The following is a 16,137-nucleotide window of genomic DNA, read 5'->3' as shown; positions in this document are numbered from 1 at the left end:
TCCTTTTTGAATTTATTGGATGAGACCTTCGCATCGGAACAAGGATAGATCGGGGGCTCTCACTCTTATAAAGATGAATATTCCGAATCTTTAGAGGGAAAGGAAGTCTATCACATGAAAATCAACAAGAAAGCTCTTGCCATTCTCGCTGGTCTGACAGTCGGAATGTCCAGCACCGCTTTTGCTGCTACGGCGGACAGCTTTACGGATGTCCCGAAGGACCACTGGTCCTATCAGGCACTTGACTATCTCGCCAAAGAGGGCGTCATCGAAGGTATGGGGGATAGCACCTTCCAGGGCGGCCGCACCATGACGCGTTATGAAATGGCCTCGATCGTCGCCAAAGCCATGCAGAAGACGAATTTGAACTACGGCGATCAGACCGTCCTCGAAAAACTCGAAGGTGAGTATGCAGGTGAAATTGATACGCTGAAAAAACAGGTCAGCCAGAATACCAAAGATATCAATGACTTAAAGAATGGTATAGCTGGTAAGATGGAACTCAACGGCTTTATTCGTGTTCAGTATGACCATGACAAGTATAATCATCCAGTACAGAATGGCAGCGAGCTGAATAAAGATAATAACCGCTTCTATATGAATCTCAATGGTTCTTATAAGGTTAATGACAATTGGAAAGCAAAATTCCAGCTCGAGAAAAATTCTTTCTATAATGGTGGCCATGATCATGAGAATGAATCTGGTTCATGGGCAACGGATGGCAAAGATGCGGGCCGTGCAAAGCGTTGGTCCGGTCATGACGGTGACATTCAGCGTATTTGGGTTGAAGGATATAATTCACATTCTGGATCTTGGATCAGTGTTGGTCGTGCATGGCGTGGCTTGGGACAGCAGAATGTTCTGTTCGGCACGGAATCGGATGGATTCCAGTTTGGTGTTCCTTTAAAAAATACGGGCCTGACGGCCAGCGGCTTCTGGTTTAGTTCTACAGGTGCCGGCAATCATGAAAGCTGGTACGGCGTTGGTACTTGGGGCAATGTGGGCCATAGTGCAGGCATTAATCTTGCTTATGCACAAAATTCTAAGAATAAAGGCGATGTATACGAAAAGGATACGACACACCTGGTATCTTGGGGAGATCAGACCGTTAATTATGACAAAGCCTATGTACTCAGTGGTTGGGCAGATCTTTGCAAAGACGTTCGCTTCATTACGGATTATGTAAAAACCAATGCAGATTATCAGAACAACAGCTTGTTCCTGCGCTTGAATTATCGTAATACGGATTTGCAGAAGCCAGGCTCTTATCAGACATATGCTCGTTGGTACCGTTATGGTACGAATGGTACGATTGCCGGTGATGATGAGTGGTCGTCGCTGTTCTACAATGGCAGTGCCGGCAGCAAGGGCTGGATTCTCGGTGTTAAGTACGTACCATGGCAGAATGTTGAATGGGAGACGCTTTTCTCGAAACAGCAGCAAATTTCGAATTCCAACAATAAACGTACGCTCGTCCGCACGCAGATGGATTTCCATTTCTGATATTTCCCTGACAGCTTAATGAGAACGATAAATCGGAGTTCATACCCTCCGGTTTATCGTTCCTTTTATATGGAGGCTTATTCATATGGAACGGAAAAAGATTTTAGCGCGTGCGATTGGCATGTCATTGACGTTAGGACTGTTGACGGTGCCGTTTGTTCCTGCGCAGTCCACTGTATTTTACAGCACGGTGGAAGCGGCTGCTCAGACAAAGGCAGCAGCACCGGTCAAGGCAGCAGCAGTGCAGAAAACGGATGTGGTGCTTGTCGGTTCTTTGCAGGATGAGCTTGGCGCTGCAAAAGAGTGGGATCCTGCCGATGCCAAGACCGTCATGAAGTCCGACGGTGCGGGGCATCATGTCCTTACGGGCCATCTGCCGAAGGGCAATTACGATTTCAAAGTCGCAGTCGGCGGCTCCTGGGACGTCAATTACGGTGCAAATGGCGAGGCCAACGGCAAGAATATCCCGCTGCGCCTGCTCGCGGATCACGATGTCACGTTCACGTATGACGATGCGACGCATGCTGTCACCTACGATTATCAGGGTAAAGATGCCGAGCAGAAGGCATTGGCCGCTGACGGCCGCAGCATCGTCCTGACCGGCACGGTCCAGTCGAAGGCCGGGGCCAAGAAGGACTGGGACCCTTCAGACCAGACGACGCGCATGAAGGCCATTGGTCATGATTTTTACGCGTACAAGATGAATCTGCCGGCCGGCACGTATTACTACAAGATTTCCGTCAACGGCAGCTGGGCCGAGAATTACGGCCTTGGCGGCAACTTCGACGGTGCAAATGTCCAGCTGACGCTGCCGAAGGCACAGGAAGTTACCTTCTATTATAATGATAAGTCGCATCACATCGCGAACAGCACGGACTACAACTTCCTCGCGGACAGTCAGCTGCCGGTCCTTTCGGGCAGTTTCGGCGACGTCAAGGACCCTCTGATGCGCGATCAGATGCTCGATAATTTCTTCCAGAAGACGATTCCGCTCTCTAAGGGCGATTACACGGTGACGGTTGCGATGCCGGGGCATGATGCCCTGACGCAGAACGTTCATGTGTCGAAAGATGGCGATGTCACGTTCTATTATGACAGCAAAGTCCAGAAGCTCATTGCCGATGATGGCAGCATCCGCGAGGATAAGGTCTATCACGACAGCTGGAGCACGGCTTACCGCGCTCCGTTTGAGGCCGTCAAAGAGGGCACGCCGGTAAAACTTTCGCTCGCGACGGGCGCCGGTGATGTCACGAATGCCAAACTCGTCGTCTGCAGGGCCAAAATTACGGCCAACGGCGGCGATGAGTACAATCCGGACTACACGGCCGGTACGGTGGAATCTTATCCGATGACAAAAACCGCCACGAAGGATGGACAGGATTTCTGGTCCGTCACGTTCACGCCGCAGACTTACGGCCTTTACGGCTACAAATTCCTGCTTAACGACACGAAGGAATACGGCGATGACGCCAAGCCCGGCCATACGGGCGAACTCAAGCTGCGCGGCGTCAAGCCGTACCAGCTGACGGTCTACAGCAAGGACTTCAAGACGCCGGATTGGGCCAAAGATGCCGTCTGCTACCAGATTTTCCCGGACCGTTTCTTCGATGGCGACAAGAGCAACGACTATGCGCGCAAAAATGCCCGCGGCTTCCAGCCGGTCCAGCACCGCAAATGGAATGCCCTGCCGGCCAACTACAGCAAGACGCCGGCAGCCGATGGCGATAAATGGGAGTGCAATGACTTTTTCGGCGGCGATATCGCCGGCATCACGAAGAAGCTCGACTATCTGCAGGGCCTCGGCGTCACGGCCATTTACGTCAACCCGATTTACAACGCCTGCTCGAATCACCGCTACGATGCCGTCGACTATGGCACGATTGACCCGTTCCTCGGCACGGCGAAGGATCTCGAGAAACTCACGGCGGAAATGCAGAAACGCGGCATGCACCTCATCATGGACGGTGTTTACAACCACGTCGGCGACGATTCCATCTACTTCGACCGCTATGGCAAATACAAGACGGTCGGCGCTTATGAATATTGGAGCCGCATCTATGACCTCATGAATGATAAGCATTTGACGGAAGAGCAGGCCAAGGCCGAGGCGAAAAAAGAACTCGAGGCCGAAGGTCAGGTCTTCAGCCCGTGGCATTGGGAGAACTGGTTCGAAATCAAGAACCAGAAGACGCAGGATATGATGGGCAAGAAATACGCTTATCACGATTGGCAGGGCTATGACAGCCTCGTGCCGTTCAAGGATGCCGATTATCCGGGCTCCGAGCAGGGCACAGTCAAGTCGGACCTCGGCGACTATCTGCTCTACGGCCGCAATAACGAGAAAGGCGTCATCATGAAGTGGTTTGACGAGGGCCTTTCGGGCTGGCGTCTTGATGTCGCCAAGGAGGTGCCGCCGGGATTCTGGGCCGATGTACGTAAGGAAGTCAAGTCCATCAAGACGAAGAATGGCGACGACCCGCTGCTGCTCGGCGAGATTTGGCAGGACGGCTCGCAGTTTTTCACGGGCGATACGTTTGACTCTGTCATGAACTACAAGCTCTCATTTGCCCTCGGCGACCTCTTCCTCGATAAGGGCGATGCCAAGGCTGCGGACGATGAATTGACGATTCTGCGCCAGAACTATCCGAAGGAAGCTCTGTACGATCTCATGAATATCGTCGACAGCCACGATACGGTCCGCGCCATCTATAAATTCGGCGGCGGCGCAGAAAATGTCGCGCAGGCTACGAAAAAAGACTTCAATTACAATCTCGGCAAGGCCCGTCTCAAACTCGCCGCGACGTTCCTCATGGGCTATCCGGGCATGCCGACCATCTACTACGGCGATGAAGCCGGACAGTTCGGCAGCGCCGACCCGGACTGCCGCCGCACGTATCCGTGGGGCAAGGAGGATAAAGACCTCATTGCCTACTATAAAAAGGTCATCGGCGTCCGCAACGCGCACAAGGATATCTTCGCGCGCGGCGATGTCAAGACACTCAAAGCCGAGGGCGATATCTACGCCTTCAGCCGCACGGCCGACTCCGGCAAATCCGGTGTTGTCGCCCTCAACCGCGGCAAGGCACAGCAGGTCGTCCTGCCGGTCTCCTTTGCCGACGGCACGGTCTTTACCGATGAGCTGACCGGCACGAAAGTCACCGTCAGCGGCGGTAAGCTTACGCTGAACCTTGGCGAGAACCAGGGGATGATGCTCGTGGAAGCCTGAAGCGGGCATCATAAATCCCTCATTTCTCTATTTTCCCTTTCAAACCCGCAGCAGTCCCCCGACGCTGCGGGTTATTTTTATGCGCGTCATGCGTACCTCGACAAAACCTGATATAATGATAAAAAACAGTCTGACAGCCATGGCTGTCGAAGAAAGGGGAAGCCTATGAAGAAAATACTGGCAGTGCTGGCACTCGTCTTTACCTGCCTCTGGAGTACGGCGTTTGCGGCGGATTTTTCGCATCTCGTCATCATGCATACGAATGATACGCATGGATACGACCAGCGTGCCGACGGCGTCAACGGCATGGTGACGGTCGCGGCACTCAAGAAAGATTATGAGGCCAAGGGCTATCAGGTCCTGCTCGTCGATGCCGGCGATGCCATTCAGGACAACAACCTTGTCAATTTCAGCAAGGGCAAGACGGCCATCGACTTCATGAATGCGGTGGGCTACGATGCCATGACGCTCGGCAATCACGAATTTGATTATGGCTCTGATGTGACGCTGGCGCGCATCAAGCAGGCGAAGTTCCCCGTCATGTCGGCGAACATCATCGTCGAGTCGACGGGCAAGTCCTTTACGCCGAAAACACATACCATCATCAAAAAGGGCAGTCTCAAGATTGGCGTCTTCGGCCTGACGACGCCGTCGACCATCACGACGGCCAATCCGAAGAGCACGCGCGGCCTTACGTTCCTCTCGAAAGAGGAAATGTACAAGGCGGCACAGAAGGAAGTCGACGCTCTTAAGGCAGCGGGCTGCGACCTCATCGTCGGTATTGGCCATCTCGGCAGCGAGCCGGATGCCGCTGGCGACCGCTCGAATGATGTCCTCGAAAATGTCAAAGGTATCGATGTCTTCATCGACGGCCATGACCACACGGTCAAGAATCTTTACGTCAACGGCACGCTGCTGACGGAGACGGGCGCACATCTCGCCAACATCGGCGTTGTGCAGTACAAAGACGGCAAATGGCAGGAAGACCTGCATGCCTATGGCCGCTTCAACAAGGAAGATGCCCAGGTAAAGGCTATGGTCGACAAGGCACAGGCTGATATCGACAAGCAGCTTTCGACACCTCTCGGTACGACGTCTGTCGAGCTCAATGGCTCGCGTGACCCGGGCGTGCGCACGGAGGAAACGAACCTCGGCGACTTTATTGCCGATGCGTATCTCTGGCAGGTCCGTCAGGCCACGGTCCTTGACCATGTCACGATTGACGGCGCTGTCATGAACGGCGGCAGCATCCGCGCGGGCATTAAGCAGGGGACAGTCACGCAGGCCGATATCCTGCGCGTCCTGCCGTATCACAATGATCTGCAGTATGTCACGCTCAAGGGCTCGACGCTTCTCGAGGTCCTCGAGGCTGCTACGTGCACGACGCCGACGGCACTTGGTGCCTTCCCGCAGGTCGCCGGTATCGAGTACACAATTGATACGGCGAAGCCCTTTGTCAAAGGTGAGCTCTATCCGCATTCCGTCTACTATCAGCCGGCCAAACCGGGCACTCGCGTGACGATCAAGAGCGTGGGCGGCAGGGCCTTTGACCCGAATGCGGTGTATAACATCGCGGTTCCCGACTTCCTGACCTCGGGCGGCGACTCCTACTACGTCATGCAGGATCCCGAAAAGGTTCAGGTACACGACGTCGACTATCTCGATGCAGACGCCGTGCGCAACTACATCAAAGAACTTGGCGGCACGGTCGGCAGCCAGTACGCTGCGCCGCAGGGCCGCATTACCATCCTTAAATGATGATATATAAAAAGTAAAAATGGAGAGAAACTCGTTGGTGAGGTTCTCTCCATTTTTTGTATAAAGAAAACATCTGGTGCGGGTAATCTGAGGCCTTATAAGCCGTACATTTAAAAATTTTGGCTATGCTGGGGAATATTTTTCAATGAGTAATGGATGATATTTTTTCTTATTATAAAATTTTGTTCATTTTATTATTTACATTCGTTCAAAGTAGTGCTATTATATGAACTGTCAGAAGAAATAAGAAACAATCTGGAGGTATACAAAATGGAACTTGCAAAGTATATTGATCACACATATCTCAAACCGGACGCGCAGAAAAAGGACATCGACAAGATCCTGAAAGAAGCTAAGGAATATCACTTCGCTTCTGTATGCATCAGCCCGATTTGGGTATCTTATGCTCATAAAGAACTTGCTGACAGTGGTGTGAACGTTGTAACGGTCATCGGTTTCCCAGAAGGTGCAACGCCGACTTCCGTCAAAGTCTTTGAAACCAAGCAGGCTATTGCAGACGGAGCCGATGAAGTCGACATGGTTATTCCCATTGGCTTCCTGAAAGATGAACAATATGAGTATGTAGAAAATGACATTCGTTCAGTAGTTGAGGCCGCTGACGGCAAAGTAACGAAAGTCATCATCGAGACCTGCCTGCTGACAGACGACGAAAAAGTCAAAGCCTGCGAAATCGCTAAGAAGGCTGGCGCTGACTTTGTAAAGACCTCGACCGGTTTCTCGAAATGGGGCGCAAAAGTCGAAGATGTTAAGCTCATGCGTCAGGCCGTTGGCAAGGATATGGGCGTCAAGGCATCTGGCGGCGTAGCAAACAAAGAAGAAGCTGAAGCTATGATTGCCGCTGGCGCAAACCGCATCGGCACCAGCCATGGTGTAGAAATTATGCAGGGCTGATTCGTCAGCCATTATCTCTGAAAATAGGAGGAAAGAGATATGAGTTCAAAATGGATTCAGTACGACAACGGATATCTGAACAAAACCCCGATTTTCCAGTTCATTCTTCTTTCCTGCCTGTTCCCCCTTTGGGGAGCAGCAGCAAGCTTGAATGATGTTTTGATTACACAGTTCAAGAGTGTTTTTGATCTAAGTGACTTTGCCAGTGCCTTGGTACAGAGTGCTTTCTATGGTGGCTACTTCCTCATTTCCATTCCAGCATCAATGGTCATCAAAAAAACGACTTATAAGACCGCCATCCTCTGCGGCTTAATCTTCTATATCGTAGGCTGCTCACTTTTCTTCCCGGCATCTCATATGGCAACGTATACGATGTTCCTGGCAGCTGTCTTCGCTATTGCAATTGGTCTTGGTTTCCTTGAAACGGCATCGAACACGTACAGCACGATGCTTGGCCCTGAAAAGTATTCCACGCTTCGCCTGAATATCAGCCAGACGTTCTATCCAATTGGTGCTGCCGCAGGTATTCTGCTTGGTAAATATTTAATCTTCGAAGATGGTCAGAGTATGGCCGCACAGATTGCCAGCATGACGGCAGAAGAGGCACATGCTTATCGCCTTGATATGCTGATGAATACATTGGAACCTTACCGTGTTCTCATCGTTGTTCTTCTCGCTGTTCTCGCCCTGTTTGCTTTCACAAAATATCCGAAATGCAAACCTGTGGTTCCCGAGAATTCCAAAGAAAAAGATCCTGGCATCATCGAAACGTTGCATTACCTTGCAGACAACACAAAATTCAAAAAAGGCATTCTTGCCGAGTTCCTCTATGTCGGTATGCAGGTTGCTGTTTGGTCATTCACCATCCGTCTGGCTTTGACGATGGATGCCTCCATTAACGAACGTATGGCTGCGAACTTCATGGTAATCAGCTATGCATGCTTCTTCGTTGGTAAGTTTATCGCAAACTTCCTTCTTGCCCGTTTCTCAACGAATAAAGTACTTGTCGCATATTCCATCATCGGCTGCCTGCTTGTTCTTTATGTATCCTTCATGCCGAGCTTCACGGCAGTATATGCCGCTGTAGCAATCAGCATTCTTATGGGACCCTGCTGGGCAACGATTTACGGCGAAACGCTGAAGACGGTTGATAAAAAATACACGGCTACGGCTGGTGCAATCCTTGTTATGTCTATCATTGGTGGTGCTGTTGTTCCGGCCATCCAGGGATATGTTTCCGATGTGTCTGGCTCGATGCAGTTCTCGTTCATCGTTAACTTCTTCTGCTTCGCTTATGTCGGCTACTATTTCTTTAAAAAGTATCGCACGGAAAAAGTTGAAGATGCCATTCCTACGGCAGAACATTAATGTTCTTTATTCTCTAGATTCTTAAGCATCTTGTTTATTTAGGAGGTCCATAGTGATGTCTACAAAGATTTTTCTGAATCATAGTTATTTTACAGATAGTCATAAGACTCTGCTGGAAAATGATGATTTTAAAGTTACATCGTTTCGGTATCCATCCGGCATTGAATCGGTAAAAATCCAGAACAGCAAAGGCTATGTAGAGCTTCTTCCGTACATGGGACAAATCATTTGGGACGCTGCTTTTAATGGAATCAGCCTGCGCCTGAAGAATATCTTCAAACAGCCGAAACCTGCAAAATGCATTGTTGATACCTATGGCTGCTTTGCATTCCATTCCGGACTTCTGGCGAATGGCTGCCCAGGGCCTGAAGATACGCATCCAATGCATGGTGAATTCTCCTGCGCAACGATGGATGAAGCTTGGTTAGAGGTCACTGCAGATTCTGTAGCTTTGGTCAGCAAGTACGAATATTGCCAGGGCTTCGGTTATCATTACATCGCAGAGCCAAGCGTAACACTGACAAAAGATGCTACGCGTTTCAAGATCCACATGGAAGTTACAAACCTTACCTGCACGGAAATGCCGCTGCAGTACATGTGCCATATGAATTACGCATATGTTGATCAGGGACGCATCTCGTCGAACATCCCGGCAACAGCTTTCAAACTGCGTGAATCGATTCCGTCGCATGTTCATCCGACCGAGAAATGGCTGGCTTATAACGAAGAAATTAAAAAGCTGCAGAAGGAAGGACGCAGCATGGAAGTCCTCGACCAGCCAGACATGTATGATCCGGAGATTGTCTTCATGGCAGACCACATCGATCAGTATGCACCGGATGTGACGGTAGAGATTGATTCCCCGAAAGGCTATGGCTTCAAGACGGAATTCTCGACGAAGGATTTCACGAGTGCTACTCGCTGGATTATGAAGAACGATGATCTGCAGGTCGCCGCTTTTGTCCTGCCAGCAACCTGCCGTCCGGAAGGATTCCTGGCTGCCAAGAAAGCAGGCACGCTCCTTTACCTCCAGCCGAACGAGAAAAAGACGTTTACTGTTATGACTGGTTTAAAGTAAGACATTGATTATTTCCAGCATCATAGAAAGGATGCATTTCCCATGAAAATTGCTGTTATTGGGTCGAACATGGTCGACCTCACCTCGTATATCACGCGTATGCCAGTTCTTGGCGAGACATTAGAAGCTCCAGACTTTTCAATGGGCTGCGGCGGTAAAGGCGCCAACCAGGCTGTCGCCGCTGCAAAATACGGTGCGGACGTTCTGATGGTAACCAAAGTCGGTGATGACTTTTTTGCCGACAATACCATTGCTAACTTTAAAAAGAATGGCATCGACACCAAATACGTTCAGAAAGTTCCTGGTGTTTCCAGTGGTGTAGCACCGATTTTCGTTGATAAAAACGGACAGAACAGCATCTTGATCATCAAGGGGGCTAACAATGATTTAAAACCGGCTGATATCGATGCAGCAGAAGAAGATCTGAAAACCTGCAAGTTGATTATTCTGCAGCTGGAAATCCCCCTTGAGACCGTATATTATGCCATCGATTTCGGTAAAAAACATAATATCCCGGTTCTGCTGAATCCTGCTCCGGCCACAAAGGAACTGGATATTGCTAAGGTATGCCAATGCGACTTCTTTATGCCAAACGAAACAGAATTGGCTATCTTAACCGGTATGCCTGTATCCAATCAGGAAGAGATTGAAGCTGCTGCTAAATCGTTATCCGCTCGCGGCTTGAAACACGTTATCGTCACGATGGGCTCGCATGGTTCACTCTTGGTAGATGAAAACGGCACTCAGCTTGTAAAGCCGTTTAAAGTAAATGCAGTAGACAGCTCCGGCGCGGGAGATGCCTTCATCGGCTGCTTCGCATGCTGCTATGTAGAAAATCATGATATCATCGCAGCGATGAAGACGGCCAGTGCCTTTGCAGGTCTTAGCGTAACCAAACGCGGTACGCAAAAATCGTATCCTGAAAAGGAAGAGGTATTGAAACTTTTGAACGCTTAAACGCTTAAGTGGAACGCAGAAAAAAGACGGCATCCTGCCTTAAGGATGTCGTCTTTTTCATAAAATATATGGTTTCCATTGAATATAATTCTTGCGTTTTGTTATAATAAAAATGATAAAAAGTTCTTTGAGAGGGATGACAGATATGGAACCGGATAGGGATAAAGACAGGCTGAGCATCGATGCAGCCCGATTATACTACGAATCGGATATGAGCCAGCAAAAAATAGCGAATGAATTGGGGATATCAAGACCATCCGTCTCCAGGTTGCTGCAGCATGCCAAAGATCAGGGCTTTGTGCAGATCAGGATTATTGATCCCATTGATTTAAAGGCATCTCTCAGTGGTGAACTTTGTAAAAAATATCATTTAAAAGATGCAATCGTAGCCAATGCTCCTCTTGACAATGACCGTGAGCTAAAAAAGGCCATAGGCGAAGCTGCTGCATCCTATTTATGGAAAACCGTCAAAGACAATGACATTATCGGCATGGGTTGGGGGTCTTCCTTATACCAGATGGCGCTTCATCTAAAATCAAAACCTGTCAAGGGCGTACAAGTGGTGCAGTTAAAGGGGGGCATCAGCTATTCTAAGGCCAATACGTATGCCCATGAAATCGTAACACTTGTCGCCGCTGCATTTTCCACCACAGGCGTTTTCCTGCCAATCCCAGTCATGTTCGACAATATGGAAGTAAAGCGTCTGGTCGAACACGATAAGTACGTCAAACATATACTGGATATGGGCAAGAAAGCAAATATTGCCGTTGTAACGGTAGGAACAGCTTCCAATGAATCTATCCTGTTCCACTTAGGCTATTATATTAATGAAAAGGATAGGGAACTGCTCAGTCAGAAAGCTGCTGGAGACCTGTGCTCACGTTTCTATGATGATGATGGTAAAATCGTAGATGAAGAACTGAATGCCCGGACGGTAGGGATCCAGTTGGACGAATTCAAGAAAAAAGAAACGCGTATTCTGGTTGCCGGAGGTAAAGAAAAAATTCGGGCAATCCATGCTGCTTTGAAGGCAGGTTATATGAATATCTTGATTACAGATCGATATACCGCAGTGGCCTTAAAAAATTTTGCATAATGTGTTTCAGAACTCGGAGTACCTATGGATGTTTATTTTTTTATCAACTGTTCGATCTCATTTTGCAACAGATCCATTTCTCTATTTTCCTTTTCGCACCCGCAGCAGTCCCTAACGCTGCGGGTTATTTTTATGCATTTTTTGAACATGCCTTTGTTCGTATAGAAAAATCCCGTGAATCCAAACGGACTCGCGGGATTTTTTATGTACGGTCAGTCACTTAAGCGGCTTAGAATGCCGGAACGACTGCACCTTTGTATTTGTTGTTGATGAAATCCTTGATTTCCTGGCTGTTCAGGACTTTCATGAGAGCCTGGATTTCCGGACGGTTCTGGTCGCCGTCACGTACGGCAACGATGTTGACATACGGGCTCGTCTTATCCTCGATGAAGAGGGAATCCTTCGTCGGGTCGAGCTGAATCTGCATCGCGAAGTTGGAGTTGATGATGGCAGCATCGACATCGTCAAGCGTACGCGGAACCTGAGCTGCTTCGACTTCCTGGAACTTGAAGTTCTTCGGATTCTCGGCAATATCCTGCAGCGTAGCCTTTTCGTTGACGCCGTCTTTAAGCTTCAGGAGGCCAGCCTTCTGGAGAAGGAGCAGGGCGCGGCCGCCGTTGGTCGGGTCATTCGGGATGGAAATCGTAGCACCGTCTTTGAGCTCCTTGAGGTCTTTGACTTTCTTGGAGTAGATGCCCATCGGCTCGATGTGGACGCCGCCGGCGCTGACGAGCTTGACTTCCTTGTGCTCGTCCATGAAGTTCTTGAGGTACGGCTCATGCTGGAAGAAGTTGGCATCGAGCTCCTTGTCGTTGAGGGCAAGGTTCGGCTGTACGTAGTCGTTAAACTCGACGATATCGAGTTTGATGCCTTCTTTCTCGAGCAGCGGTTTGGCGGCTTCGAGGATTTCAGCATGCGGGACGGCCGTAGCGCCGACTTTGAGGGTTTTCGTGCCGCTCGTAGCTGCAGCGCTCGAGGACGAAGAAGAGGATGAGGACTGGCTGCCGCCGCAACCGGCGAACGCCAGCGTCGCGAACACGAGGGACGCGATCAGGGCGAGTACTTTTTTCATAGGATGACCTCCTTAGTTTTATAAGCTCCTTTGGCTTACGCCAAAGGAGGAAAATGCATAGGATGCTTTTGCTTCGCAAAAGCGGAAACACGTAGGTTATCGTTTATCCAGACGTTTGGCAATGGTGTTGCCGACGAACTGGACGAGCTGGACGAGGACGATGAGGATGACGACGGTGGCAATCATGATTTCCGGACGGAAACGCTGATAGCCGTAGCGGATGGCGAGGTCGCCGAGGCCGCCGCCGCCGACAGCACCGGCCATGGCGGATTCACCGACGAGGCTGATGATGACGGTCGTGAGCTGCGCGACAATCGAGGACATCGACTCAGGCAGCAAGACTTTCCAGATAATTTGCGCCGGCGTGGCGCCCATGGACTGGGCTGCTTCGACAAGGCCGAACGGAACTTCCTTGAGACTCGTCTCGACCTGACGGCCGATGAACGGAATCGCGGCGATGACGAGCGGGACCATGGCAGCTGTCGTACCGATGGCCGTGCCGACGAGCAGACGCGTGAACGGGATGATGGCGACCAGTAAAATGATGAACGGAATCGAGCGGACGGCGTTGACGATAGCACCGACGATGCGGTTGACGGCCGGTGATTCGAGAATCTGTCCCTTGCCCGTCGTATGAAGAAGCACGCCGAGCGGTACGCCGATGATTGTGGCAATGATCATCGAGACAACGACCATGTAGACGGTTTCGCCGAGGGCTTTAGTCAGAAGGGGCATCATGTCTGCGGACATAACCGATCACCTCCTCTTTGAGATCCTGTTTGCGCAGGTAAGCAATGGCTTCCTGAATTTTTGCTTCCGGCCCCGTGAGACCGATGATCATGCGGCCGAACGGCGTCGACTTGATCTGGTCGAGGTTGCCGAAGAGCATCGAGACTTCGACTTCAGGGAATTTGCGGATCATGCCGGCAAGCACCGGATCGTCGGCGGATTCGCCGATGAACGTCAGGCGCAGCAGCAGATAGGCTCCGGGAACCGGCGTCTTCGAGATCTCGCCGCCGCGGAAGGCTGCCGGCAGGTCATTTGAAAGCAGGACGCTGATGAATTCCTTCGTGATGGGCTTCTGCGGATTCGTGAAGACATCGAGCACCGTGCCCTGCTCCGCGATGACACCATTTTCGATGACGGCGACCTTATCGCAGATCTCCTTGATGACCTGCATTTCGTGCGTGATGACGACGACGGTCAAGGAGAGTTTGCGGTTGATATCCTGAATGAGTTCGAGAATCGAGCGCGTTGTCTGCGGGTCGAGGGCACTTGTTGCCTCATCGCAGAGCAGGACCTTCGGCTCGCTCGCGAGCGCACGGGCGATGCCGACACGCTGCTTCTGGCCGCCGGAGAGCTGCGACGGATACTGTTTGGCCTTATCGGCAAGGCCGACGAGCTCCAAAAGGGGCTCTACTTTTTTGCGGATTTCGCTTTCCGGCGTATGCGAGAGACGCAGCGGAAAGGCGATGTTGTCGTAAACCGTGGCCGAGCTCAGCAGATTGAAGTGCTGGAAGATCATGCCGATATTCTTGCGCGCTTTGCGCAGTTCTTTTTCGCTCATGGCCGTCATGTCCTGTCCATCGACAATGACTTTGCCGGCTGTCGGCCGTTCGAGCATATTGATGCAGCGGATCAGCGTGGATTTGCCGGCACCGCTGAGGCCGATGATGCCAAAGATCTCGCCGCGGGCAATCGTCAGGTCAATGCCTTTGAGCGCTTTGACGGGACCAGAGGGGCTGTCATACGTTTTTTCGATATGAGACAGCTGGATCATATAGCGCGTTACCTCCTAATCATATTAGTATGATATGTTTTGATAGTAGCATATCGACGAAGCCTTGTCAATACAACTTGACACTTTCAGGCTATGCTAATGTTCATTATAGCATTAAACCGTATTCCCTCATAGACGGACAGACGCAAAATTGAAAAATATTGCGAATGACGCTTGTAATTGAGAAACATTTTCGATATAATGAGTCTGGAACATATATGATAATGATTTTCAAATATGAGGTGATGGATTTGGGACGAGAGAGTTTTGAGCAGCTCATGGGCTTTCATGCCGCACCGATGCTCGTAGGACTGCGTCCTGCGAGCCTGCTGTCCTTTCGCAAGGACAAGTTTGCGGACTTTGATGCGTTGCTCGAAGATTATCGGCCCTGCTTTTCCTGCAAGGGCATCGAGATTTTTCCTGTGGCCCAGGGCGAAGTATATGTCCTGCTGCTGTTTTATCGTGCGGAGCTGCTGAAGCAGCAGTTTCAGGATGAAGCAGTGCAGAAAGTCCTGAGGCAGTACGGCTATCCCTGTGAGGAGGGCCTGACGGCGTGCCTGCATTACCTGCAGCTGCGCATGCGTCTGAAGAAATCGTTTCCTCATGAAATTGGGCTTTTCCTCGGTTATCCCGTCGCGGATGTTGTAGGATTTATCACGCACAAGGGACAGGATTTCTGTTATAGTGGTTACTGGAAAGTATACGCTAATGAAGAGGAGACTCGCGCTCTCTTTGACTGCTATGCCCACTGCACCGAGGAATTCTGTGCAAAGCTTGAAGCAGGCTGTTCTTTCCCGGAACTTGTCAGAGCTGTCTGATTTTGACAGAGGGACATGACCAAATTTGAAATGTCATATATTATTATAGTAGGAAATGACTGGAGGAACTATTATGAGCAAGATTGCAATCATTTACTGGACCGGCACGGGCAACACGCAGGAAATGGCGCAGGCCATTGAGAAGGGCGCAAAGGGCGCCGGTGCGGATGTCGAGGTTTTTGAGGTAGAGTCCTTTGGCGGCGTGGATAAGCTCAAGGACTATGATGGCGTGGCGTTTGGCTGTCCTGCCATGGGCGATGAAGTCCTCGAAGAAAGCTCGTTCGAGCCGTTTTTTGCTGAGGCAGAGAGCCATCTTGCTGGTGTCCCCGTAGCTCTCTTCGGCTCGTACGGCTGGGGCGGCGGCGCCTGGATGGAAGAATGGGCGGAACGCACACGCAATGACGGTGCCAAGCTCTTTGGCGACGGTCTTGCCGTCGAGAATGCGCCGGATGACGATGCCCTCGCAGCCTGCGAGAAGCTCGGCGCCGACTTTGCTGCTTCTCTTTGACCTCTGTAAAATATTCCATAATCAATCTGCGGATATAAAAACACCTTCCCTGAACTAAGGG

General features: G+C 50.6%; 13 protein-coding genes. 10 read left to right on the top strand and 3 right to left on the bottom strand.

The features are described from left to right. Positions 1-114 precede the first annotated feature (114 nt). The 8 genes from ACE419_RS07655 to deoR all read left to right on the top strand — a co-directional run bounded on the left by ACE419_RS07655 (position 115) and on the right by deoR (position 11,898). Positions 115-1,503: an S-layer homology domain-containing protein gene (locus ACE419_RS07655; RefSeq protein ID WP_435721571.1), complete on the top strand. Its 1,389-nt coding sequence runs from the start codon at positions 115-117 to the stop codon at positions 1,501-1,503. A gap of 85 nt (positions 1,504-1,588) precedes the next feature. Continuing rightward, positions 1,589-4,729 carry a pullulanase X25 domain-containing protein gene (locus ACE419_RS07650; protein WP_435721569.1) on the top strand — a complete coding sequence of 1,047 codons (3,141 nt, stop codon included), beginning with the start codon at positions 1,589-1,591 and terminating at the stop codon, positions 4,727-4,729. 165 nt (positions 4,730-4,894) lie between these two features. After that, a complete protein-coding gene (locus tag ACE419_RS07645) occupies positions 4,895-6,487 on the top strand; it encodes a bifunctional metallophosphatase/5'-nucleotidase (RefSeq protein ID WP_435721567.1) in 1,593 nt (530 codons plus the stop codon). A 270-nt stretch (positions 6,488-6,757) separates the two neighbouring features. Then, complete coding sequence (gene deoC, locus ACE419_RS07640; protein WP_435721565.1) at positions 6,758-7,399, top strand: deoxyribose-phosphate aldolase; 642 nt, start codon at positions 6,758-6,760, stop codon at positions 7,397-7,399. Between the two features lie 39 nt (positions 7,400-7,438). Next, positions 7,439-8,767, top strand: a complete 1,329-nt coding sequence (fucP, locus tag ACE419_RS07635) for an L-fucose:H+ symporter permease (protein ID WP_432646913.1) — start codon at positions 7,439-7,441, stop codon at positions 8,765-8,767. 55 nt (positions 8,768-8,822) lie between these two features. Continuing rightward, positions 8,823-9,845 (top strand): aldose 1-epimerase family protein, encoded by a 1,023-nt coding sequence (locus ACE419_RS07630; protein WP_432646914.1) that lies wholly within the window; start codon positions 8,823-8,825, stop codon positions 9,843-9,845. A gap of 42 nt (positions 9,846-9,887) precedes the next feature. Beyond that, complete coding sequence (rbsK, locus tag ACE419_RS07625; RefSeq protein WP_432646915.1) at positions 9,888-10,802, top strand: ribokinase; 915 nt, start codon at positions 9,888-9,890, stop codon at positions 10,800-10,802. Between the two features lie 136 nt (positions 10,803-10,938). Next, positions 10,939-11,898, top strand: coding sequence for a DNA-binding transcriptional repressor DeoR (gene deoR, locus ACE419_RS07620; protein ID WP_435721564.1), 960 nt, complete (start codon positions 10,939-10,941; stop codon positions 11,896-11,898). A gap of 229 nt (positions 11,899-12,127) precedes the next feature. On the opposite strand, the gene ACE419_RS07615 is transcribed toward deoR, so the two are convergent. The 3 genes from ACE419_RS07615 to ACE419_RS07605 form a co-directional block, all read right to left on the bottom strand. Further along, on the bottom strand, positions 12,128-12,970 hold the full coding sequence (locus ACE419_RS07615; RefSeq protein WP_435721562.1) for a MetQ/NlpA family ABC transporter substrate-binding protein: 843 nt from the start codon (positions 12,968-12,970) through the stop codon (positions 12,128-12,130). A gap of 96 nt (positions 12,971-13,066) precedes the next feature. Next, positions 13,067-13,720 (bottom strand): methionine ABC transporter permease, encoded by a 654-nt coding sequence (locus ACE419_RS07610; RefSeq protein WP_435721561.1) that lies wholly within the window; start codon positions 13,718-13,720, stop codon positions 13,067-13,069. Next, entirely contained in the window at positions 13,689-14,750 is a 1,062-nt protein-coding gene (locus ACE419_RS07605) for a methionine ABC transporter ATP-binding protein (RefSeq protein WP_435721560.1), read from the bottom strand. The genes ACE419_RS07610 and ACE419_RS07605 overlap by 32 nt, the downstream gene beginning before the upstream one ends. A gap of 245 nt (positions 14,751-14,995) precedes the next feature. Here ACE419_RS07605 and ACE419_RS07600 point away from each other — a divergent pair, with 245 nt between their 5' ends. Next, positions 14,996-15,568 (top strand): DUF3793 family protein, encoded by a 573-nt coding sequence (locus tag ACE419_RS07600; RefSeq protein ID WP_435721559.1) that lies wholly within the window; start codon positions 14,996-14,998, stop codon positions 15,566-15,568. Positions 15,569-15,641: 73 nt separating this feature from the next. Beyond that, positions 15,642-16,076, top strand: coding sequence for a flavodoxin (locus ACE419_RS07595; RefSeq protein WP_432646920.1), 435 nt, complete (start codon positions 15,642-15,644; stop codon positions 16,074-16,076). The last annotated feature ends 61 nt before the right edge of the window (positions 16,077-16,137 follow it).

Source organism: Mitsuokella apri, from assembly GCF_047974105.1.
Classification (GTDB): domain Bacteria; phylum Bacillota; class Negativicutes; order Selenomonadales; family Selenomonadaceae; genus Mitsuokella.
This window is presented reverse-complemented; position numbering and strand designations above follow the sequence as displayed.